This window comes from Moraxella sp. CTOTU49097 (genome assembly GCF_032064105.1).
Classification (GTDB): Bacteria; Pseudomonadota; Gammaproteobacteria; order Pseudomonadales; family Moraxellaceae; genus Faucicola; species Faucicola osloensis_B.
The window spans coordinates 13,799-35,595 of the sequence record NZ_DAMBOA010000016.1 but is presented as its reverse complement, the minus strand read 5'-3'; the positions used below and the strand labels follow the sequence as shown (position 1 = coordinate 35,595).

The following is a 21,797-nucleotide window of genomic DNA, read 5'->3' as shown; positions in this document are numbered from 1 at the left end:
CTCTAGCCTTTGCTTATCATTGGCTGAAGCTTTGAATGTTCAACACAACCTAATGTTACCATCGTCCTTGCATAGTAAAGGCGTAGCGAATTTTTAGAAACCATTTTAATAACATGCGTCAATCCTAGATAACACACTTACCAATAAACCCATAACAACTAGACGAGAAGCAACTTTATGCCACAATCCTTAACACTTACTATCAATCAGCAACAACATACGTTGACGAATCTAGATGTACGCACCACGGTGCTAGATGTCTGTCGCAATCATCTTGGCTTGACTGGCAGCAAAAAAGGCTGTGATCACGGTCAGTGTGGCGCGTGTACCATGCTGATTAACGGTCAGCGGGTCAACAGCTGTCTGACCCTGGCGGTCATGCATGAGGGCGATAACATCGAGACCATTGAAGGCATTGGCTCACCTGAAGCGCTTGACCCGATTCAACAAGCGTTTTTGGAACATGATGCCTTTCAATGTGGTTATTGTACGCCTGGGCAAATTTGCTCGACCAAAGCGATGATTGAAGAGCTACGCCAAAACTGGGCAAGTCATGTGTCGGCGGATTTGATGCAGCCTTTATCAAACGATACAGTGCAATTTAAACAACAATTGGATAAAGAAATCTCTGAGCGTATGAGTGGCAATATTTGTCGCTGCTCGGCATATCCCAACATCGTGCGAGCTATCAAACAAGTATTACAAGAAACCGGTTTTTCGGCAGAGACAGATAAGGTAACTACTCAGACAGCTCAGACAGCCGCTACTCAGGCTACAGGAGTGTCGCTATGAAAACTTTTGATTATCAGCGCGCCAACTCAGTGGATGACGCAATCAAAATAGCCACATTAACTGAGGGGGATTTGGCTGAGGCGCAGCGTCCGTTTTTTATCGCTGGGGGTACCAATTTACTTGATTTGATGAAACTGGAAATCGAACAGCCAACACAGCTGATTGATATTTCACGTTTGCCGCTTAATACAATTGAAACCACGCCAGAAGGTGGGTTAAAAATTGGCGCTATGGTTAGTAATAGTGAATTAGCGGCTCACCCTGTTATTCGTCAAGATTATGCGGTGCTTGCCCGTGCCTTGTTATCGGGTGCATCGCCGCAACTACGCAACAAAGCCAGTACCGGTGGCAATCTGCTACAGCGCACCCGTTGTTACTATTTTTATCAGCCTGATAGTCCGTGTAATAAGCGTGAGCCTAATTCTGGCTGCAGGGCAAAAGCAGGTCTTCATCAGAACTTAGCAATTTTAGGCACAAGCGAGCAGTGTATTGCCACCCATCCATCGGATATGGCGGTGGCAATGCGGTTACTCGATGCCGTCATTGTTATCCAGCAAGCCGACGGGCAAACCCGCCAAGTGCCTATCGCTGAATTTTATCGCTTACCTGAGCAAACCCCCCATATTGAAACTTGTTTGAATTTAGGTGATTTGATTACCCATATCATTCTACCGCCACCTTTAAAAGGCGTGCATAGTTATGACAAAGTGCGTGACCGTGCGTCGTATGCCTTTGCTTTGGTGTCCGTCGCTGCTGTGATTGAGCATGATAATGATACACTTACCAATGTGCGACTTGCATTTGGCGGTATTGGCAGTCAGCCTTGGCGAAACACCGACATTGAAAAAATACTGATCGGCAGCACAGGCGATGCGGTGAGTATTGAGCTTGCGGTGGCGACCCTATTCAAAGAAGCAAAAACCGATGAACAAACCGAGTACAAGACCGTGCTGGTACAGCGTCTTTTACACCATGTTGTGCAGCGGGCGTTACAACAACCCAATCAATCAAGTCCTTTAAGTAGTGGAGTGAGTGCATGAGCCTAACACAAATTTTTGGCGAATCGCCCCTTGAAAAAAAACTGACCATGGACAAGCCTGTTGAGTCACGGCTAGATACGACCGATAGCAAACTTGTTGGCAAACCACTGAGCCGTATCGAAGGACACCTAAAAGTCGCAGGCAAAGCCACGTATACTGCTGAGCACCAATTTGACGACTTGTGTCACGGTGTCATGGTAGGTGCAACCATTGGTAAAGGCAAGGTAAAAAAAGTACATAAAGATACCGCCTTACAAGTTGCAGGTGTGATTGGGGTGTTTCATGACCCGCTATTTTTACGCAACCCGCAACAAGGGGGTGTCAAAATGGCACCTGTGCAAGGCACAAGCGAGGTTTTTTATCATGGACAACCGATTGCTTTGGTGGTTGCAGAAACCCTAGAGGCGGCTCAAGAAGGCGCGAAGGCGTTACAGATTGACTATGAAAATGATGAAAAACACGGGCATTTTGACTTTAACAAGCAAAAAAAACATACCCAATTTATCGATTGGGTAACCGATAAAAGTGATGACATTGGCAAACCTGAAAAAACGCTTAAGCAAGCAGAAGTCAGAGTCGATGTGACTTATACCACGCCAAGCCAAAGTAACATGCCGATGGAACCGCACAGCTCGTTGGCTCGTTGGTTTGAGGGTAAGCTAACCCTTCATACTTCTAACCAAATGCTTGCCTCTTCCAAAATACAACTTGCCAAAGCCTTAGATATACCCGAAGACGATGTCCGTTTGCTATCGCCATATGTTGGTGGCGGGTTTGGCTCAAAACTGGGTATTTCACCCGAGTCGGTGATGGCAGCCATTGCGGCTAAAGACTTAAAACGCCCGGTACTTGTGAACATGACCCGACCGCAAGTCATGGAAACTACCGTGAGACGCACCAACACCGAACAACGGGTGGCATTGGGGGCAGATAAAGATGGTAAAATCCATACCATTATTCATAATAGCATTGTCACCAATTTACCGTCAGAAACGTTTTTTGAGCCAGTGGCGGTCTCTACCCACTTTTTGTATGGCGGTGACAATCGCCAAATCAAATACGAAATGGCGCGCATGAATTTTACATTAACAGGCTCTATGCGTGCCCCTGGCGAAGCGGTGGGTCAGTTGGCACTCGAATGTGCCATGGACGAACTGGCGCATGCATTAAAGCTGTGCCCAATTGAACTGCGAAAACGTAATGAACCGAGCGAAGACCCAAGCAAAAAAATTCCCTACAGCACCCGAAAATTGCTGGCTTGTATGGAGCAAGGGGCAAAAGCCTTTGGGTGGGATAAACGCCCACAGACGCCCGCGAGTCGCCTCGATGGCGATTGGCTGATTGGCTATGGGATGGCTTGCGCCGCGCGTAGCAACGAATTAAAACCTTCGCAAGCCCGTGTGAGTCTGTTGCCCTCTGACAAACCGCTTGGGGTTATGGCTCGTATCGAAACTGACATGACTGATATCGGTACCGGTAGCTATACTATTTTTGCGCAAGTGGTTGCTGATATGCTGGGCTTACCGATTGACCATGTCGAGGTCAAACTTGGCGATACCGATCTGCCGCCTGCTGCAGGGTCAGGCGGTAGCTGGGGAGCATCAAGCGCTGGTAGTTCTATTTATCTGGCGTGTGAAGCGCTACGAGAAAAGATTGCCCAGAGTGTAGGGCTGCATGCTGATAGCATTGGCTTTAAACAAGGCAATCTATATAGACAATTTGAGCATGACCCTAGCCTAGCTGAAAAAATTGGCGAAAAAATTAACCATACGTTAACTGATACGTTGGATAAACTAGTAGAAAAAACAGGGCTTAGTTCTGAGGTCTCTGTGGACCACCAAGATAATGTACTCGATTGGGAACAAGTCGATACCCAGTTACCGTTGAGCAGTTTTTTACAGCAATATGCCCCTCATGGCTTGGTAGCTAATGGTGAAATCGAACCTGGTAAAACCAAAAAAGAGTACCGCCACGCAGGCTATGGCGCACAGTTCGCTGAAGTCGCGGTACACCGGGTAACGGGTGAAATTCGGGTTCGCCGTATGCAAGGCACATTTGCCGCAGGGCGTATCTTAAACGAAAAAACAGCGCGCTCGCAGTGCTTTGGTGGTATGGTGTTTGGTATAGGGGCAGCCTTGATGGAGCAAATTCACCATGACAAACGTGACGGTCGTCTATGTAATCACGATTTAGCCGAATATCAAGTGTGTGTGAATGCTGATGTGCCTGACTTAGAGGTAATAATGCTACCCGAAACTGACCCCTATGCCAATCCGCTTCATAGCAAAGGCATAGGCGAATTGGCATTATCAGGGGCAGGGGCAGCCATTGCCAATGCGATTTTTAATGCTACAGGTGTCAGAGTACGAGACTATCCCATTACTTTGGATAAACTGCTGTACCAGTTGCCATTACTGTAATCGGGTACACTACCATTTGCTATGAACCACTTGTTTGATATTTTTGATACCCTTGAGCAGTTACCGCCCAACAGTGAGGCGGTACTAGCCACAGTGGTAAGTGTCGAAGGGTCAGCCTATCGGCAACCTGGCGCCAGAATGTTGATTTTAGCCGATGGTCAATCCATAGGCATGGTGAGTGGCGGTTGTCTTGAAAAGCACTTGGTACAGCGAGCCTTTTGGCTCACCAGATATGGGGCAACGCTCAAAACCTATCATACCGCAACCGATAGCCAGTTATCACAAGATGAGGCGGTCGATGACAGTGATGAGCAAGAAGGCTTTGGGCTCGGCTGTCAAGGCGTCATTCAAGTATTATTTGAACGTCTGGTTTTGAATGAACAATCTGTATTATTTGCCTGTTTCCAGTGCTTAAAACAGACAAAACAGCCACAAACACTGGCTACAGTTATCACCTCAAACTCAGATGAGTTTGTAGTTGGACAGCATCTGCCTTTGACACAGTTGCCGCAAATGGGTCAGCAAGATTGGCAATTGGTTAATCAAATCGCTGCCAGCCGTAAAAGTCGTTTTATGCTGCATGTTTATCAAAAACAATCGCAACAACTAAGCGTCTTTGTAGAAACGCTACAACCGCCGCTACAGTTATTAATTTTCGGCGCGGGGCAAGATTGTTTACCCTTGACGACCATGGCAAATTTGCAAGGCTGGCAGGTGACGGTGATTGATAGTCGTTTGGATGTGATTGCCCGTTATCGTGGGCAGGCTCATGCCAATTTTGTACAGATTGCCCTCGAGCAAGCCGAGTCTGTGCAGACTTTTTTTGAGTCACCACAGCCGACCGCTGTGGTGATAATGACCCATAGTCTGAGTCAAGACAGAGTATGGCTCAGCCAAGCCTTTAAAGCCCAAAACTCGCCTTTTTTTATTGGGCAATTAGGGCCAACCTATCGCACTGAGCAGTTGCTTGGTGAGATTGATGATGGTTATCAATGGGTGAAACCTGCTAATTTGTTCTATCCTGTAGGTTTAGCACTCGGTGGCGATACGCCTGAAGCGGTGGCTTTATCTATCACTGCCCAAATTCAACAGGTATATCATGAGCGTCAATCCTAGCAATTTAACTGTGGTGATTTTGGCGGCAGGATTGAGTCAGCGTCTTGGTTTTGCCAAACAGCTGATTGTAAAAAATCATCAAACCTTGCTGGCTGAAAAAATTCAACTGGCACGCCAATTGCAGCCTCATCAAGTGTTGGTGGTATTGCCAAAACTTGATAACCCAATATCTAAAGCGTTATACAACGAAGTTGCACCATTTGACGTCACAGTCGTCGATAATCCCACGCCGCAAACAGGGATGGCGCAATCGATTCAGTATGCAATGACAACCTTACAACAACAGTTAGTAAGTGCTACGATGCGGACTTTGTTTTTGACTGTTGACCAAGTGGCGATAACCCTCGATGATTTGAGTCTATTAAGCCAAAAGGTTGAAGACCACCAGCTGATTGTGAGTGAGTATGGTGATAACAATCGACCAATTTGGGGGATTCCCGTCAATTTACCTTGGGGTTTTTTGCGAGCATTTGGGCATCAGTTGCAAGGCGATAAGGGTTTTCGGGCGTTATGGCAACATCAAACTACTATCGTTTCGCCCGCCGATAGTAAGGTTTATCAGCTTTATCCGATACCGCTGACGCATTTAAGCCAAGATATTGATACCTTAGCGCAATTTGAACAGCTAAAAACAGCCTATCACCTTTTAGCGCCGACCCAACATTTTAATTGAGATAATGATGATTTCTGTCAATGAACTAAAACAAGCGATTAATGCGCGCCTAGAGAACTATTTAACGTCGCGTCTGGGCGAAATAAAGACGATAACAGTGGGTTTATTGGAGGCGCAAAACCACATTTTAGCCCAAGATATTGCCGCATCCTTTGATATTCCCCGCCAAAATCTATCATCCATGGATGGTTTTGCGATTGCTATGGGTAGCTATTTTGACAAGGATAGTCAACTTGAAATCATCGGTGAATCGGGGGCGGGCAAGCCTTTTAACGGTCGTTTACGACCCAATCAAGGCGTGCGAATTTTTACCGGCGCGGTGGTGCCAAATGACTGCGACACGGTGGTGATGCAGGAAGACACTAACCTTAGCGACATTCAGCCCAGTTTGGATAACAGCCAAGCCTATCACATTCGCTTGACCCAAACCGCTAAGGTGGGCGCAAATATTCGCCGCCAAGGCGAGGAAGTGCAAGCAGGCGAAACTGTTTTAACGATTGGTAAACGCCTAAACCCCAGTGATATCAGCTTACTTGCCAATTTAGGCGTGGATAGCGTGCAGGTATTTCAGCCACTCACGGTTGGTATTATTGCCACTGGCGATGAGCTGGTCGAGGTGGGGCAGCCGCTGGCAACGCTTGCCCAAATTTATAATTCCAACACGCCCACGCTAAAAGCGTTATTAAAGCAGTTGCCGATTGCCATTCAAGATTATGGCATTGTCCCTGACAACCTTGAGACCACTCGCCGTACGGTTCAGCAAGCGATAGCCGAATGTGATGTGATTATTTCTACGGCGGGTGTATCGGTGGGCGATTATGATTTTTTAACCCAAGTCATTCAGGCGCTCGGCAAAATTCACCATTACAAAGTGGCGATGAAACCAGGTAAACCTTTTATATTTGGGGAATTTGCGCAAGACAAAAAAACGGTCATGTATTTTGGGTTACCTGGCAATCCGCTATCTACCGTGGTATGCTGCCTTAATTTTGTCCAACCCGCGCTGTGGCAACTATCGGGCGTGATACAATCAGATATCCCAAAACCGCTGCAACTGTTTGCCAAAACCACCCACGACATCAACAAGCGAGCGGGACGCCAAGATTATCAGCGAGCGATTTTTTGCCAAAATGAAGACGGCAGTTTTAGCGTAACCCCTTTATCTGCCCAAGACTCCCACCGTGTAAAACAGCTTAGCCACGCCAATTGCCTGCTTGTATTACCCAAAGACAATGCAGGGGTAAAAGCAGGCGAAATAGTGACAGTGCAGCCGTTTAGTTGGAATTTTAGCTAACGATGACTCCGCAACATTCTTCATTAAACTTGGTGGACAATTTTCATCGCCAGTTAAGCTATTTACGCCTGTCGATTACCGATTTTTGTAACTTTCGCTGTCACTACTGTCTGCCAGATGGCTATACTGCCAACGCGGGTAAACGCCCTGACAACGAGCTTTCTGTATCCGAAATCGGTGTTTTAATACAAGCCTTTGCCAAACTAGGTACCACCAAAGTGCGGCTGACGGGGGGTGAGCCATCGATTCGACAAGATTTACCGCACATCATCGAACTTGCCAAGCAGACCCAAGGTATCCAAACAGTGGCGGTTAGCTCCAACGGCTATCGGCTTGCCAAGCATTTATCCGACTGGCAAACAGCAGGGCTAAATCAGCTTAACATCAGTATTGACAGCTTTGACCCCGCCATTTTTAAACAAATCACCGGCTTTGATATATTGCCAACGCTGTTACAAGACATCGATACATTGCTAGCAACCACCGATATTAAGCTAAAACTCAACGGTATTTTGATGGCAGACACCGCCTTTGATAACTTGCAATCCGTGTTAAGCTTTGTCAAAAATCGCCCTGTCACTTACCGTTTTATTGAGTTTATGCAAACTTCGGATAATAAAGCTTTGTTTTTTGCCCAACATAGCAGTGGTCAGCGTATCAAAGATTTTTTGCTAGAAAATGGTTGGCAATCCCAACGTCGAGCAAGCGATGCAGGCCCTGCGATTGAATATCGCCATGCCGATTATGTCGGTGGCATTGGGCTGATTGAGCCTTATGCCCCGCAGTTCTGCGACAGTTGTAACCGCCTGCGAGTGAGTAGCCAAGGCAAAGTACATTTGTGTTTGTTTGATAATGGCAGTTATGATGTGCGAGCGTTTTTGGCAAATGGCGATGTCGATGGATTGGTTCATGCCTTGCAAAGCTTAATGCCGATTAAGCCCGAGCATCATTTACTCAAGCAAAACGACAGTGGTATCATGGCGAATTTGTCGATGATTGGCGGCTAATCGATGACGGGTTTTTTGAAAATATAAAATGGGCAAATTTAAGAAAAATTTACTCATTTAAGCGCAGCTTGATAACCGTACACGTCGCTATAATGTTGTGCCACATTTGAGGGGTGAAAATCCGAAACATGACAACACAATTAACTCCCTTAGACCTGACACATTTAGACGCACACGGCGATATTGCCATGGTCGATGTGTCGGGCAAAGCGATAACCCAACGCACCGCCACCGCCGTAGGGCAAGTCATTTTCCCTAGCGACAGTTACCAAATAATAAAATCCGCCGACGGCATCACCAAAAAAGGCTCAATCACCCAGACCGCGCATATCGCAGGGGTCATGGCAAGCAAACGCACCCACGAGCTAATTCCGCTTTGCCACCAGCTGCCACTCGATGGTGTGAAAATCGGCTTTGAGTATGATGATAACAACTGCTCAATCCACGTCACTGCTACTGTCAAAGTCACCCACAAAACAGGCGTGGAAATGGAAGCCTTAACCGCTGTGTCGGTGGCTTGCCTAACGATTTATGACATGACCAAAGCATTATCTCACGACATCACCATTAACAATATCAAGCTACTCACCAAAACAGGGGGCAAATCCGACTATGCCAACACCTAGCGCGTCTGAGAAAAATTTAGCCATCTTATACTTTGCAAGCCTTGCTGAACAAGCAGGGAAAGACGAAGAAACAATCCGCTTTGACGGTGATAACTTGACCGAGCTTTACCAAACGTTAAGTGCCCACTACGGTTTTAAACTCGCCCAAACCAAACTTGCCGTGGCAATCAATCACCATATTGCCAACTGGCAAACGCCGCTCCAAGATGGCGATATCGTCGCGTTTATTCCGCCTGTAGCGGGCGGTTGAATATCGCATACACCCTCTAAAAAATATAGAGAAAACCATGAATGCATTGCATCGAGGCTCATCCACCATTAGCAGCAGTGAAGACCAAGCTTACCAAACCGTGATTACTAGCGGCTTTGCATTGACTGACCGAGCCATTGACGATAGACGGCTTAAACACGCCTTAATGAGCGATACTTGTGGGGCGTTAGCGACATTTGAAGGCTGGGTGCGTAACCACAACAACGCTCGCCCTGTTAGCAAACTCACTTATTACGGCTACGAGCAGCTGGCACTCAATCAAGGCAAAAAACTGATTGAACAAGCCAAAGCCCAGTTTGACATCGAAAACGCCATTGCCATACACCGTGTTGGCGACCTTGCGATTGGTGAGATGGCGGTGTGGATTGGGGTAGTGGCTGCCCACCGTTATCCTGCGTTTGATGCGTGTCGTTGGCTACTGGATGCGATTAAAGCGGATATTCCTGTGTGGAAACAAGAATTTTATGCCGACAGCACTGAGAGTCTGTGGCTTTCTAATAATGGTTAATACTTTAGTAATGGTGAATAAGAGTAATAGTGAATAAGCAATGACAACTACCGTATTAAGCGTGCTGTTTTTTATTTCTGCCTTGCTCTATTCATCAGTCGGGCATGGCGGTGCATCGGGCTATCTTGCGATGATGGGGTTAGTCGGCGTTGCGCCAAGTATGATGAAACCTACTGCGCTATGTCTTAATATTTTGGTGTCAATCATTGCGTTTTGGCGATTTTATTCTGCAAAAAACTTTTCTTGGCAAATTTTTATTCCCCTTGCTATTACCGCGGTGCCGATGGCGTTTATCGGGGGAATGACCCATTTGCCCAGTCATTTATATAAGCCGATTGTTGGGACGGTACTGATTTTTTCGGCTATTTATTCATTTATCTTTGCCAAAAAACTCACCAGCGAGCAACCATTAAAACAGGTGTCAAAATGGCTTTTGGCAATCGTGGGGGCAGTTTTAGGGCTGCTGTCGGGATTGACAGGAGTGGGCGGTGGCGTGTTTTTAAGTCCAATTTTATTGTTTAACCGTTGGGCAAGCCCTAAAGTTGTCGCAGGCGTAGCGTCGGGGTTTATTTTGGTGAATTCAATTTCAGGCTTGTTTGGTGTGTTATCGACAGGGGCAAAACTGCCAAATCAACTACCAATCTGGCTTGTAGCGGTTTGTGTAGGGGGTTTTATTGGCGCAACGTATGGTAGCAAACGCCTTGCCGACCCCATGCTCAATAAATTATTATCTCTGGTATTAGTCATTGCAGGGATGAAAATGCTGGCAAATTTTTGACGGTTAGGTAGACCCCAACTGCTGCCTCTAGTACCAACCTAAAAAATGCGAGATGGGCCTCAGTTAATTTGAACCGAGCCCCGACACTTGACCGCTTTTTTTAGCCTTCTATATCATGTGAAATCATGCAAATTCACGTCAATTCTCAGCTAACCTTATCTAAGCGGTGTTTATTGTTCAACTCACAAGTGTTCTGATGAAACAAGCTAGTTGAGTGTTCAAGCAGGAATGTCGATCAATCATATAATTTATCAATTAATTTAAAGAAATCCCAATGATGGTTTTATATTTGTCCCAACTTACAGGAATAATATAAGAGCGTCTACCTTTGGGTAAGTAATTTTGCGAGGGTGCACCCTCTACAATGATGGGTGGTGAGATAATAAATTCTGATCCAAACTCGCGGCGCGCATTACCTGACACGGTGTTGGCGATTTCACCTACTAAGTCTTTAAGCAATGTAATAGAGGTATCTGGCTCACCCATAATATGTAGAATATTACGTAACATGGGGGTCTCTGAGCTCACATAGACAATACCTTCCATGGGGCCTGTGATATTAATAATGCCGCTAAAGTCATAGGCAAGTGGGTTATCGTTGCTATTAATATAGGGGGTATCTACTTCAGCAGCATCGGTATTAATTTGTTTAAAAAAATTAATGACTGAATCAATAAATACCTGTAGTTTTTCAGCTTTCATAAATAATTCAACTTATCTAAATATACGCGTTTTATAAAATTTTACTGCAAATAAACCACAATCGCGGCTTGTTGATCATGCCAGTTTATTGAAATAATCAATGAATGATTATTTTTCGGAAATAGTACCGCGTTAGGTTGTCCGCTAAAAACAAAAGGGACTGAAATATTAAATGCTGGACCAAAATGGTTACGCGCATTACCAGCAATTGTATTGGCAACCTCGCCAACTAAGTCAAACAGGTTACTGTCATTACGGTCAGTCTCTCCCATACTTTGTAGTATCTGTTCAAGCAGCAACTTGGGTGCCGTAAAATACACCAAGCCTTGATTGTTGCCACTAATGCCAATCACCCCTGTATAGTCACTAATAATTGGGCTATGATTGACATTGAGATAAGGCGTGTCAATGGTTATGTCACCGTTTTTTAGTTGGTTAAAATAATGGGTGACGCTATCGATAAATATCTGAATATCTTTTTCAACCATATTAGTCACTCACCAATTCATCCAACGCTTCAACAAGTTCTTCCTCTGAGAAGGGTTTACATAAAAACCCACTCGCCCCTAATTCAAGTGCTTTAATCCCAGTTGCTTTATCTGATAGGGCAGATACCACAAGAATTCTTACCCCAGGGTCTAATTTAACAAGCTTTTCTATACATTCAAGCCCGTCCATTTGTGGCATAGTTAAATCCATAGTGATAACTTCTGGTTTATATAGTTTGAATTTTTCTACCGCGTCATCGCCGTTGGTTGCCGTAGCAACCAACGAAAATGTATCAGAGTTGTAAAGGCGTTGAATGCGGTTTCGTATGATATTGGAATCATCGACAATCATTAAGCGATACATATTTTTTTTCCTACATGATTAATAAGATAAAAGGGTTAAAGTTATTACTCGGCTGTAGGGTTTTTTGGCAATCGAATGGTAAAGCGTGTAAATTGCCCCCTTTTGGTATCGACATTTAATTGACCTTGTAATAGCTGAATATCTTCTTTGATGATATCTAAACCAACGCCACGTCCCGCATCTTCATCTGTGGTGTCCTTGGTGCTAAAGCCTGATTTAAATAGTAATGTAATCAATTTTTGTTCTGACCAGCCATTGACATCCTCTGGGCTATAACCCATTTGAATAGCTTTTTCTTTGATTGCAGGAAAATTAATGCCTGCGCCATCATCCTCAATAGTTAGCTTATAAGACTCTGCCAAATCTAATAAAGATAGGTTGATGTTACCTAGGTTAGACTTGCCTGCTGCAGCACGCGCGTCGGGCGTTTCAATCCCATGAACCACGGCATTGCGTACTAATTGAATGACAATTTTTTTCAAACTGCTTTCTATGTCACGCGATAAGTGAAGATCATTAAAACCGGTTGCTTTTAAAGCAACTTGTTTACCTTGGCGTGTAGCAATATTATCAGCGTATTGCTGGTAAAACTCATTCATGCCTTTGGTAGCAGGACTGGGATGAGTTGTCTCTGCACCATTGCCATTTTTCACAGCATTCGTATCAGCGCTATTATGATTAATACGACGACCCAAGGCGTCAATGGTATTAGACAGATTTAATAACTCTTCTAAGTGAATGGTCAATGGCAAAAAGTCGTTACCTACCAAGTCGCTCTTATGTTGTAAGGCTTTTAGTTTTTCCTCAAAGTTTGTCGCTATCACCGTAAAACTATGCAGGCTAAGCGATGAGGCTTCACCTTTTAAGCTGTGCATCACACGGTACATGCGGTTCAGTTTTTCTTGTAGCTCTGATTGGCTACTACCTGGGGTTTTAAGAACTTCATTGATATCATTGATATTTTGTCGAGTATTGGTAATAAACTCAGTAATAATTTTTGGGCTGACATTTAAAATTGTGGTTAGCATTTCAATTTGCAAATCGTTTTGTGCGCGTTCTTGCTCAAGACGCTGTTCAAGACGTACTTGATTGGTAATATCCTGCACGTTCACCAAAATTTTATCGATGGCCTTTTGATGATAAACACGAGAGAATTTAAAATCCAAAAATCGGTTTTGGTTTTTTTGATTGCTGAGCATGATTTTTTTGAGGGGATTTAAATCATCAATAAGCTTTTCTTTCACTCTCGGGTTATAAAGCTGCTTCACAAAGCCCTGGGTGGTTTCTAGGTCTTTGGCCGAGACTTTATTTTGTAGTAGGGTAGAGAGGTTTTTGCCGCCAATGTCTTTTTCGCCAATGATGTTTTCAAGGTGAGCAGAGTACTGTTGACCAATATTGAGATCGTTGTCTAACAAAAATAAGCCTGTATTGACGTTACTCATGATATCTTGCGTTTCTTTTTGAGCAGCAAGCGCTAACGCATCGGCATCACGCAGACGACGAACAAAGAAGAAAATAAAGATGGCAAAATAACCAAGAATAATAGCGATACCAACCGCTTGAATCAGTCGGATGATATTTGCTTGAGATTCTGCGTTGTTAAATACGGATATGGTAAGTTTGTCCAACGAATCATTCATGGCAAGGCTTGATGTTTTAGCTTGTTCACCTGCCATCGATAAGCTTGTTAAAGAGTCTTTTTCAATGTCACCGGCAACGCCTAAATAATCATCTACTTTAGGTTTAAGTTGGTTCCACTCCTGACGGGTTTGCTGCACATTTTTTAGAATTTGTGTGTCTTCAATAGTAGGCAGCGTGTATTGTTTACCAGATTTATCAGCGACTACGCCGCCTTTTTCAAGGGTGGTCAATGATGTTTCGATACGGGCACTGTTATCTTTGAGCCTTTTTAATACTGTGGTAACGTGCGGCGAGGTGATTTCTTCCCCATAGCTATTTTGCATGTCAAATAAGTCTTTGATAACCGCTTGCGCATCATTGGCTATTTGGTTGGATAGGGCGATGGTACGGGTATTTTTTTGTAGAATACTTGAGGTATAAAAAGTGAAAGCCAATAAAGCGCCAATCAGTGTTAGGAATAGACCGATAGAGATAATTAAGCTTTGATAGCGTTTATCGGTATTTTGTTCATTAATCGGTGAAGACATTGATGCGTTTCCTATGAATAAAATTTTAGAAAGTAATAGTTATCTGACAAGCACTAATTAATCCATTTCTTCTCGATTTCAGCGAGCTTATTTTGTTGCTGTAGCTTTTGAATACCATCATTAATTTTATTTAATAATTCTGGATTAGATTTTGAAGTAACTATCACTGTCTGTGTCGTAGGGTCATCTTCTTTTTCTAACGGGACAACATTCACCTTATATTGTGGGAACTTTTTAGCAATATAGCGTAGTACAGGTTGGTCATAGATGGCGGCATCTGCATTTTCTTTGATTACTGCCCTAAAAATAAGGTAGGGCGTTTTGTCAAATACTGCTTGATCGCCCGATATTTTTTTGGCATATAAAAAAGACTTACCGTTAGCGCTTAATCTACCGGCAACTTTTTTACCTGTTAAATCAGCGATAGTTTGGTAATTGTTCTTATCGGTGAGGTAGACCATGGCTGACGGATTGAAGTAGTAAGAATTGGATAGCCCATATTTCGCTTTTCGCTCATCTTTATAGGAGATACCTGAAACAGCAATATCGGCATCTTTTTTATCAATACTTTCAAACATACCGTCCCATGAGGTTGAAAAGTACTGTACTTTGAACCCTTCAACTTTGGCGATTTCATTTAAAATATCGATATCCATACCGATTGAAGTCCCTTTTTCATCCATAAATGCAAAGGGTGGTGTGCTACTAGTGACTGCTACTTTGTAAATTTTCCCTTGTGATTGACTTTCTGCTTTAGACTTATCCAGGTCTTGCGCTGCTTGTTTATCGTCGCAACCTGTTAATATAAAGCTCAATGCACCCAATACCATAAATAAATTTCTTTTGAAAAAAAGTGTCTGCATCTTCGATGTACTCCATGATTCTGAAGATAACATTAATTGAATATTTACAAAAAATATACAAATATCAACATAGTGTTAAAAATTTTGAGATTTTATATTAATATTCCAAAAATTTATATAGCGTGCTAGAAAAATTTTTGAATTTGATAAGTGATATATTTAAATATATAGCCTACCGTTATCTTAGAAATGTTATCGATTGCTAGAAAAAGTACTAGATAAGATGGTAACCAAAAAGAGGGGATTAATTGCAGCATTCACTCATGCCACCGCTTGTACCATAAAAAAAACCCATTGCAGGAGGTGAGCAATGGGCTGAGGAAAAGCACAAGTAAGTTTAAAAGTCTGAAAATTTTTGACAATAAACGCGGTTTATCAAAATTTTCCAATCACTATATAATAAAAAATTGATAAAAAAATTCGCAAGTTGATACGCTATGATTAATAAATTGGGTACAAAATAGTCAAATTTCAATCACCTGACAACAGCAAAGTTTGCTAATAGCGAAATAAGTCTTATTGTTATTATTATTTCGTTGTCGGACGTTATCATAGCAACAAAAGTCTAAATTTTTGACTAGCTAATTACACCTTGTTACTTTTGAAGTGTTTTTTATACAATGACATATTTAGTAAAAAATACCATAAAATCAATACGGTAACGCGGCTTAATTGTTGAAAAGTAAGTCAAAAACTAGCATTATGGGCAAAAAATAATGACATTACTTTGAGAACCGTTATAATTATTTCAACTAAAATTAGCGTTACGCCGCGCCCTACAACAATAATGAACGAAAAATCCTATGACTGATAAGCCAGTGACCGACGAGACAGCCCATCCCCCTGTTGCCTCGGGCAGTATTTTTAACTTGCCCAACAACTTGACCATTGCGCGCATCGTAATGATTCCGCTGTTTGTGGCGATTGCTTATTGGCCGCCTGCGATGGGGATTGGGCAGAGCGCCATTAGTGACAATGCGATTGCCAACATCGGCATGTACCAGTTTAGCGATAGCCTACTACGCCACTTTTTATTGACGGCTGTATTTGTTTTGGCGGCAATTACCGATTGGTTAGATGGCTATTTTGCTCGCAAGCTCAATATGACATCGGCATTTGGGCGGTTTCTTGACCCTGTGGCGGATAAACTGATGGTTGCTGCCGCACTAATTATCTTGGTACAGTGGCATCCTGATATTGTCATGGCGATTTCAGCGATTGTTATCATCTCACGGGAGATTGCCGTCTCAGCCCTGCGTGAGTGGATGGCAGAGCTGGGCAATCGTACCAGCGTTGCAGTGTCATACGTGGGCAAGATGAAAACTACTTTTCAAATGGTGGCTATTACGGTGTTACTGCTCAATTGGGAATCACTTGAGATGACGGGGTATTTACTATTGGTCATTTCAGTGGTGTTGACGTTATGGTCAATGTTTATTTATCTAAAAGCGGCATGGCCCTATCTAAAACAGCCTTAATCGATAACTTTAAATAAAGCTAATGACGTTAAAAAAATGGATTATTTTAAAAAATTGTTAGTTCAAAATTTACCATAAAAAACCCCAGTTAAAAAACTGAGGTTGTACTTTTTAACGCAAAGCATTAAAACGTCACGGAATGGTTTTCACCCAGATTTTCTGCGGTTTTTCCTTCTTGGGCAGCGGCGGCTACCATTTTAAACATATCCACCACTGTGTTACCGCTTAACCAATACTGTGCGCCGTTACATTCAATACAAATCACTTGCACATTAGGATCTTCTTTACCTTTTTCATAGAACGCCGCATAAATTGGGCTCCAAAGCTCATCTAGTTTGGCTTTGTCATTAACCAACTTAGCCGTACCGTTGATAGATACAAAGTCTTTTTGGTCGCTTGAGGTATAAGATAAGTTGACTTGTGGGTTTTTTTCCAAGTCTTTGATAGTTTCTGACTTGCGATCGCCGATAAACCAAATTTTACCATTTTCTAATTCATTTTTATTGGTGGTCATTGGGCACGCATGTAAATGTTTTTCGTCTGCAGTAATGGTGGTCATCATTGCATATTTGACGCCTTTAATCACTTTATTAATATTTTCAATATGTTGCTCTTTGGTGAGATCTGCCATGAGAATGTCCTTATTATTATAGGGTTATTATACGTCTCAAAGTTAATGCTAAAAAATTTATTACTAACTTGCAAAAAAGTTACGTCAAAAGTTAAAGTCGTTAACTTAGACGATAATATCGGCTTTTGTTGTTTAAGTCTGTCGAAAAGCTGCAAATAATTGGTATAAAACCGTTAACGATGTTATTGCAAGGTAACGCAGTTGATATGCAGTTTAGAAAAACACAGGGTGAAATCACAGCCTATCGCCATCAAGACAAGTGATACGCCCGTGGGTTTAATGCTATAATAGCCGCAAATTTTTCTGTTATTTTCCCAACTTTTCCCGAAGCAAGCGGAACTTTCTATGACTATCATCGCTGGACACCCATTTTTAACCGACTTTCAAACCACCAAACTGCTAAATTCCCTTAGCCAAAAAACCAATCTCAAAATCACTCACTTAAAAAGCCAGCAAGTTTATATTTTTTCTAAAGATTTGGCAGAACACGACTATAAAAAAGCGGTAGATTTGCTCAATCACGGTGACGAAATCGCGCTTAATAAAGCAAGCCAAGATGAAAACCAAGGTGAGAATCAAAATGAAAACCAAGAGGCGCTGCAAATCATCGTTAGCCCACGTTTTGGTACGATTAGCCCTTGGGCAAGTAAAGCGACGGATATTTTTAATAATTGTGAGATAGCGATTGACCGTGTTGAGCGCTTGGTGGTGTATACGCTCATCGGCGAAAATTTGCCTGAAAAGCTACCGCATGATATCGAGATGATGTTGTACGACCGCATGACCCAAAGCCTATTTTATGACTTGGCAAAGGCTCACCACTTATTCGATGACCACGAGCCAGCACCGCTCAACCATGTCGATGTGATGGGCAAAGGGCGTGAGGCGTTAGAGTCGGCGAACCGTGAGTTTGGTTTTGCGTTATCGAGCCAAGATATTGACTACTTGATGGATGCCTACGTGAATGAGCTGAAGCGCAATCCGACCGATGTTGAGCTCATGATGTTTGCCCAAGCCAACTCGGAGCATTGCCGTCACAAGATTTTTAATGCGCAATGGACGATTGATGGGGAAGTACAGCCAAAATCTCTGTTTGGCATGATTAAAAATACCTTCGAGCAAAATCCCAACGATATCTTGTCTGCCTATAAAGACAATGCCGCGGTGGTAAAAGGGCATGAAGGACAGCGTTTTTATCCGCTATTAAACAGCGACAACAATCATTTAGTATACGATTTTCACCAAGAGCCGATTGATATCTTGATGAAAGTCGAAACCCACAATCACCCAACGGCGATTGCACCGTATGCAGGCGCGGCAACAGGTTCTGGCGGTGAAATCCGTGACGAAGGCGCGACAGGTCGTGGTGGTAAACCCAAAGCAGGCTTGGCAGGATTCCATGTGTCGCATTTGCAGCTGCCTAATATGCCAGAAAAGTGGGAGCACAGCGGAAAAATCTCGACGGCTGACTACGGCAAGCCCGCGCGTATGGCTTCCGCATTAGAAATCATGACCCAAGCACCGCTTGGTAGTGCGGCGTTTTCCAATGAATTTGGTCGTCCAAATCTGGTCGGTTATTTTCGCTCATTCCAATTGGATACCTCAAAAGACCAAGATGGCAGCCAAATGCGGGGCTATCACAAACCCATTATGATTGCCGGTGGTTACGGTAATATCAAACGCAATTTGGTCGAAAAAAATCCGATTCAGCAAGGCGATTTGCTGATTGTGCTAGGCGGTCCTGCCATGCAAATCGGCTTGGGCGGTGGCGCGGCAAGTTCGGTGGATAGTGGTGAGCTTGATGAAGGCTTGGATTTTGCGTCAGTGCAACGTGACAATGCCGAGATGGAACGCCGCTGTCAAGAAGTCATTGACCGCTGTTGGGCGATGGCAGGAAACCAGCCAGATGAAGATAACAATCCGATTGTGTCGATTCATGACGTGGGGGCAGGGGGTTTGTCAAACGCCATGCCCGAGCTTGTGAATGACCACGAACTTGGGGCGGTGTTAAACTTGCGTAAAGTGCCGTCGCTTGAGCATGGTATGTCGCCAATGGCGATTTGGTCAAATGAAGCTCAAGAGCGCTATGTGTTGGCAATCCGTCCACAAAGCCGTGAACTATTTGATAGTATCTGTGAGCGCGAGCGTTGCCCGTATGCGATTTTGGGTGAAGCGACTGACGTGCGTGAGTTGGTGGTCAATGACCCACTACTCAACACCAAAGGCGACCAACAACCGGTCGATATGCCCCTACAAGTGCTACTCGGTGGCACGCCAAAAATGCAGCGTAGCTTTAGCCGTAGCACGCCAAATTTGACAGCGTTAGACCTTGATAAAGTCGATTTGGCTGAAGCTGTCAAAGACGTGCTGCGTCACCCAACAGTTGCCAGTAAATCTTTCTTAATCAGCATTGGCGATCGTTCCATCACGGGTATGGTAGTACGTGACCAATATGTTGGACGTTACCAAGTGCCAGTGGCAGACTGTGCCGTTACCGCTTCTGCTCTCCTCCCTGTGGATGGCAAACCGATGACAGGAGAAGCCATGAGTATGGGCGAGCGTACCCCAGTTGCTTTGATTAATCCTGCCGCATCTGCGCGCCTTGCCGTTGCCGAAGCCATTACCAATATCGCAGGGGCGAATATCGCCAAGCTATCAGACATTACCTTGTCGGCGAACTGGATGGCAGCCTGTGGCGAAGACAAAGAAGACCAAGCATTATTTGATGCGGTGTATGCCGTGGGCGAAGCGCTTTGTCCGGCACTTGGCATTGCCATTCCTGTGGGTAAAGACAGCTTGTCGATGCGGGCGAATTGGTCAGATGAGCAAGCAAACAAATCTGTGGTGTCACCTATGTCGCTCATTATCACTGCCTTTGCCCCTGTGCAAGATGTCACCAAAACCTTAACCCCAGAATTGCTAACCAGCTCAGCGCTTGGCGAAACCGCTTTTTATCGCTTAGACTTATCAAAAGGTCAGTTCCGACTGGGTGGCTCAATCCTTGCCCAAACCCTAAGCCAACTGGGTGATACTTGCCCAGATTTGGATAATCCGCAAGATTTAATCAACTTTTTTGACTTTATCCAGCAAGCCAACAACCAAGGCTTAATCACCGCATATCATGACATTGGTGATGGCGGTTTGCTTGCCACCATTGCTGAGATGCAATTCACCAGTCGCCAAGGCGTAAAATTGGTGTTATCTGATGATAATTTACTCGGTCAATTGTTTGCTGAGGAACTCGGTGCGGTGATTCAAGTTAAAACCCATCAGGTGGCTCAATTGCTAGCGCTTGCCGAAACCACAGGCGTCAGCGAGTTGTTAAGCCTAGTCGGTCAAAGCACCGATGAAGACAGTTTACTCATCCAAACAGCCACGCAAAATTTACGTTTTGAGCGTAGCGAGCTTGAGCAAGAATGGAGCAAAGTCGGCTACCATATCGCCAAAAACCGTGACAACCCCGAATGCGTACAACAGGCCTTTGATTTGATTGGTGATAAATCCCATCAAGGCTTAATTGCCCAAGCCAATTATGATCTCAACCAAGCGATTGAAGCCCCGTATATCAATAGCCGCAGCGCACAGCCCAAAGTCGCCATTTTGCGTGAGCAAGGCGTGAATGGTCAGCTAGAAATGGCAGCAGGCTTTAAACGCGCAGGGCTAGAAGCCGTCGATGTGCATATGAGTGACTTGCTTAAAGGGCGTGTCAACTTGCGTGACTTTGACGGGCTCGTGGCTTGTGGCGGCTTTAGTTATGGCGATGTGCTTGGCGCTGGTGCTGGCTGGGCAAAATCGGTACTGTTCCATGACGAATTACGCATGCAATTTGTGCGATTCTTTACCCGACCAGAAACCTTCTCGCTTGGCGTGTGTAACGGCTGTCAGATGATGAGCCAGCTTAAAGACTTGATACCAGGCGCAGAGAATTTCCCCCGTTTTATCGCCAATAAATCGGCGCGGTTTGAAGCACGCACGGTGAATGTGAAAATTGAACGTACCAAGTCGGTGCTGTTAAAAGGCATGCAAGAGAGCATTCTACCGATTGCGGTAGCACATGGCGAAGGCTTTGCTACGTTGAGTGATACCGATATCGCAGGGATGAGTGCACATGGGCAAATTGTGATGCGTTATGTGGACAGTCTCGGCACACCAACCGAGCATTATCCGCTCAATCCAAATGGCTCACCGCAAGGGGTGACAGGGATTTGTAGCACCGATGGGCGTGTGACTTTGATGATGCCACACCCAGAGCGCAATTTGATGGCGTACAACCACAGCTGGAAACCTGAAACTTGGGACAATGACGGGGCGTGGATGCGGATGTTTAGAAATGCTCGGGCATTCTTAAGATAAAAATTAAGATGAAAGTTAACGTAGTTGATTTTTTACAAAAAGGATGGCAAAAGCTGTCCTTTTTTAATGACGTAACCTAACCCGACTAAGGCGATAAAGGCTGGGCAATAAAGGCTGTCACAATAAAAGCCTTGGCTCGGTCAAACACTAGCAACAATTTACAAACAATACACGATAACAAGGGAAAGAGATATGTTATAATAACTTAATCCTACATAGACTAAG

At 44.1% G+C, this 21,797-nt stretch carries 19 protein-coding genes; 13 read left to right on the top strand and 6 right to left on the bottom strand.

Going from position 1 to position 21,797, the window contains the following annotated elements; genetic code table 11:
- The first annotated feature begins 177 nt into the window (after nt 1-177).
- From RT064_RS08950 to RT064_RS08900, 11 genes are all read left to right on the top strand, one after another.
- Entirely contained in the window at nt 178-792 is a 615-nt protein-coding gene (locus RT064_RS08950) for a 2Fe-2S iron-sulfur cluster-binding protein (RefSeq protein WP_313062935.1), read from the top strand.
- The gene (locus RT064_RS08945) at nt 789-1,832 is read left to right on the top strand and encodes an FAD binding domain-containing protein (RefSeq protein WP_313062933.1); all 1,044 of its coding nucleotides are present in this window, start codon (nt 789-791) and stop codon (nt 1,830-1,832) included. Before RT064_RS08950 ends, RT064_RS08945 begins: the two co-directional genes overlap by 4 nt.
- Complete coding sequence (locus RT064_RS08940; protein WP_313062932.1) at nt 1,829-4,252, top strand: molybdopterin cofactor-binding domain-containing protein; 2,424 nt, start codon at nt 1,829-1,831, stop codon at nt 4,250-4,252. Before RT064_RS08945 ends, RT064_RS08940 begins: the two co-directional genes overlap by 4 nt.
- A 21-nt stretch (nt 4,253-4,273) precedes the next feature.
- On the top strand, nt 4,274-5,368 hold the full coding sequence (locus RT064_RS08935) for an XdhC family protein (RefSeq protein ID WP_313062930.1): 1,095 nt from the start codon (nt 4,274-4,276) through the stop codon (nt 5,366-5,368).
- On the top strand, nt 5,352-6,041 hold the full coding sequence (locus RT064_RS08930) for a nucleotidyltransferase family protein (protein ID WP_313062929.1): 690 nt from the start codon (nt 5,352-5,354) through the stop codon (nt 6,039-6,041). Before RT064_RS08935 ends, RT064_RS08930 begins: the two co-directional genes overlap by 17 nt.
- Before the next feature lie 7 nt (nt 6,042-6,048).
- A complete protein-coding gene (locus tag RT064_RS08925; RefSeq protein ID WP_313062941.1) occupies nt 6,049-7,335 on the top strand; it encodes a molybdopterin molybdotransferase MoeA in 1,287 nt (428 codons plus the stop codon).
- Nucleotides 7,336-7,337: 2 nt separating this feature from the next.
- The gene (moaA, locus tag RT064_RS08920) at nt 7,338-8,342 is read left to right on the top strand and encodes a GTP 3',8-cyclase MoaA (protein ID WP_313062928.1); all 1,005 of its coding nucleotides are present in this window, start codon (nt 7,338-7,340) and stop codon (nt 8,340-8,342) included.
- 128 nt (nt 8,343-8,470) lie between these two features.
- The gene (moaC, locus tag RT064_RS08915) at nt 8,471-8,968 is read left to right on the top strand and encodes a cyclic pyranopterin monophosphate synthase MoaC (RefSeq protein WP_313062926.1); all 498 of its coding nucleotides are present in this window, start codon (nt 8,471-8,473) and stop codon (nt 8,966-8,968) included.
- Nucleotides 8,955-9,218, top strand: a complete 264-nt coding sequence (gene moaD / locus RT064_RS08910) for a molybdopterin converting factor subunit 1 (RefSeq protein ID WP_219332019.1) — start codon at nt 8,955-8,957, stop codon at nt 9,216-9,218. Before moaC ends, moaD begins: the two co-directional genes overlap by 14 nt.
- 37 nt (nt 9,219-9,255) lie before the next feature.
- The gene (locus RT064_RS08905; protein WP_313062924.1) at nt 9,256-9,747 is read left to right on the top strand and encodes a molybdenum cofactor biosynthesis protein MoaE; all 492 of its coding nucleotides are present in this window, start codon (nt 9,256-9,258) and stop codon (nt 9,745-9,747) included.
- A gap of 40 nt (nt 9,748-9,787) precedes the next feature.
- A complete protein-coding gene (locus tag RT064_RS08900; protein ID WP_313062922.1) occupies nt 9,788-10,525 on the top strand; it encodes a sulfite exporter TauE/SafE family protein in 738 nt (245 codons plus the stop codon).
- Nucleotides 10,526-10,780: 255 nt separating this feature from the next.
- On the opposite strand, the gene RT064_RS08895 is transcribed toward RT064_RS08900, so the two are convergent.
- Genes RT064_RS08895 through RT064_RS08875 form a run of 5 tightly spaced genes read right to left on the bottom strand, consistent with a single transcriptional unit; the run spans nt 10,781 to nt 15,110 of the window.
- Nucleotides 10,781-11,227, bottom strand: a complete 447-nt coding sequence (locus RT064_RS08895; RefSeq protein ID WP_135889445.1) for a chemotaxis protein CheX — start codon at nt 11,225-11,227, stop codon at nt 10,781-10,783.
- A gap of 41 nt (nt 11,228-11,268) precedes the next feature.
- Nucleotides 11,269-11,715 carry a chemotaxis protein CheX gene (locus RT064_RS08890; RefSeq protein WP_313062940.1) on the bottom strand — a complete coding sequence of 149 codons (447 nt, stop codon included), beginning with the start codon at nt 11,713-11,715 and terminating at the stop codon, nt 11,269-11,271.
- Between the two features lies 1 nt (nt 11,716).
- A complete protein-coding gene (locus RT064_RS08885) occupies nt 11,717-12,079 on the bottom strand; it encodes a response regulator (RefSeq protein WP_313062921.1) in 363 nt (120 codons plus the stop codon).
- 44 nt (nt 12,080-12,123) lie between these two features.
- Nucleotides 12,124-14,247, bottom strand: a complete 2,124-nt coding sequence (locus RT064_RS08880; RefSeq protein WP_313062920.1) for an Hpt domain-containing protein — start codon at nt 14,245-14,247, stop codon at nt 12,124-12,126.
- A 53-nt stretch (nt 14,248-14,300) separates the two neighbouring features.
- Complete coding sequence (locus RT064_RS08875) at nt 14,301-15,110, bottom strand: ABC transporter substrate-binding protein (protein WP_313062918.1); 810 nt, start codon at nt 15,108-15,110, stop codon at nt 14,301-14,303.
- A gap of 803 nt (nt 15,111-15,913) precedes the next feature.
- Here RT064_RS08875 and pgsA point away from each other — a divergent pair.
- A complete protein-coding gene (gene pgsA / locus RT064_RS08870; RefSeq protein ID WP_159675725.1) occupies nt 15,914-16,588 on the top strand; it encodes a CDP-diacylglycerol--glycerol-3-phosphate 3-phosphatidyltransferase in 675 nt (224 codons plus the stop codon).
- Nucleotides 16,589-16,712: 124 nt separating this feature from the next.
- Here the strand turns inward: pgsA and RT064_RS08865 are convergent, their stop codons facing one another.
- Nucleotides 16,713-17,219 (bottom strand): pyridoxamine 5'-phosphate oxidase family protein, encoded by a 507-nt coding sequence (locus RT064_RS08865; RefSeq protein ID WP_101964568.1) that lies wholly within the window; start codon nt 17,217-17,219, stop codon nt 16,713-16,715.
- A gap of 345 nt (nt 17,220-17,564) precedes the next feature.
- On the opposite strand from RT064_RS08865, the gene purL reads away from it, so the two are divergent.
- Entirely contained in the window at nt 17,565-21,572 is a 4,008-nt protein-coding gene (purL, locus tag RT064_RS08860; RefSeq protein ID WP_313062916.1) for a phosphoribosylformylglycinamidine synthase, read from the top strand.
- The last annotated feature ends 225 nt before the right edge of the window (nt 21,573-21,797 follow it).

Bases quoted from the DNA above. Each gene is read 5' to 3' on its own strand.
- RT064_RS08950 (WP_313062935.1), top strand. From the start codon at position 178: ATGCCACAATCCTTAACACTTACTATCAATCAGCAACAACATACGTTG.
- RT064_RS08945 (WP_313062933.1), top strand. From the start codon at position 789: ATGAAAACTTTTGATTATCAGCGCGCCAACTCAGTGGATGACGCAATC.
- RT064_RS08940 (WP_313062932.1), top strand. From the start codon at position 1,829: ATGAGCCTAACACAAATTTTTGGCGAATCGCCCCTTGAAAAAAAACTG.
- RT064_RS08935 (WP_313062930.1), top strand. From the start codon at position 4,274: ATGAACCACTTGTTTGATATTTTTGATACCCTTGAGCAGTTACCGCCC.
- RT064_RS08930 (WP_313062929.1), top strand. From the start codon at position 5,352: ATGAGCGTCAATCCTAGCAATTTAACTGTGGTGATTTTGGCGGCAGGA.
- RT064_RS08925 (WP_313062941.1), top strand. From the start codon at position 6,049: ATGATTTCTGTCAATGAACTAAAACAAGCGATTAATGCGCGCCTAGAG.
- moaA (WP_313062928.1), top strand. From the start codon at position 7,338: ATGACTCCGCAACATTCTTCATTAAACTTGGTGGACAATTTTCATCGC.
- moaC (WP_313062926.1), top strand. From the start codon at position 8,471: ATGACAACACAATTAACTCCCTTAGACCTGACACATTTAGACGCACAC.
- moaD (WP_219332019.1), top strand. From the start codon at position 8,955: ATGCCAACACCTAGCGCGTCTGAGAAAAATTTAGCCATCTTATACTTT.
- RT064_RS08905 (WP_313062924.1), top strand. From the start codon at position 9,256: ATGAATGCATTGCATCGAGGCTCATCCACCATTAGCAGCAGTGAAGAC.
- RT064_RS08900 (WP_313062922.1), top strand. From the start codon at position 9,788: ATGACAACTACCGTATTAAGCGTGCTGTTTTTTATTTCTGCCTTGCTC.
- RT064_RS08895 (WP_135889445.1), bottom strand. From the start codon at position 11,227: ATGAAAGCTGAAAAACTACAGGTATTTATTGATTCAGTCATTAATTTT.
- RT064_RS08890 (WP_313062940.1), bottom strand. From the start codon at position 11,715: ATGGTTGAAAAAGATATTCAGATATTTATCGATAGCGTCACCCATTAT.
- RT064_RS08885 (WP_313062921.1), bottom strand. From the start codon at position 12,079: ATGTATCGCTTAATGATTGTCGATGATTCCAATATCATACGAAACCGC.
- RT064_RS08880 (WP_313062920.1), bottom strand. From the start codon at position 14,247: ATGTCTTCACCGATTAATGAACAAAATACCGATAAACGCTATCAAAGC.
- RT064_RS08875 (WP_313062918.1), bottom strand. From the start codon at position 15,110: ATGCAGACACTTTTTTTCAAAAGAAATTTATTTATGGTATTGGGTGCA.
- pgsA (WP_159675725.1), top strand. From the start codon at position 15,914: ATGACTGATAAGCCAGTGACCGACGAGACAGCCCATCCCCCTGTTGCC.
- RT064_RS08865 (WP_101964568.1), bottom strand. From the start codon at position 17,219: ATGGCAGATCTCACCAAAGAGCAACATATTGAAAATATTAATAAAGTG.
- purL (WP_313062916.1), top strand. From the start codon at position 17,565: ATGACTATCATCGCTGGACACCCATTTTTAACCGACTTTCAAACCACC.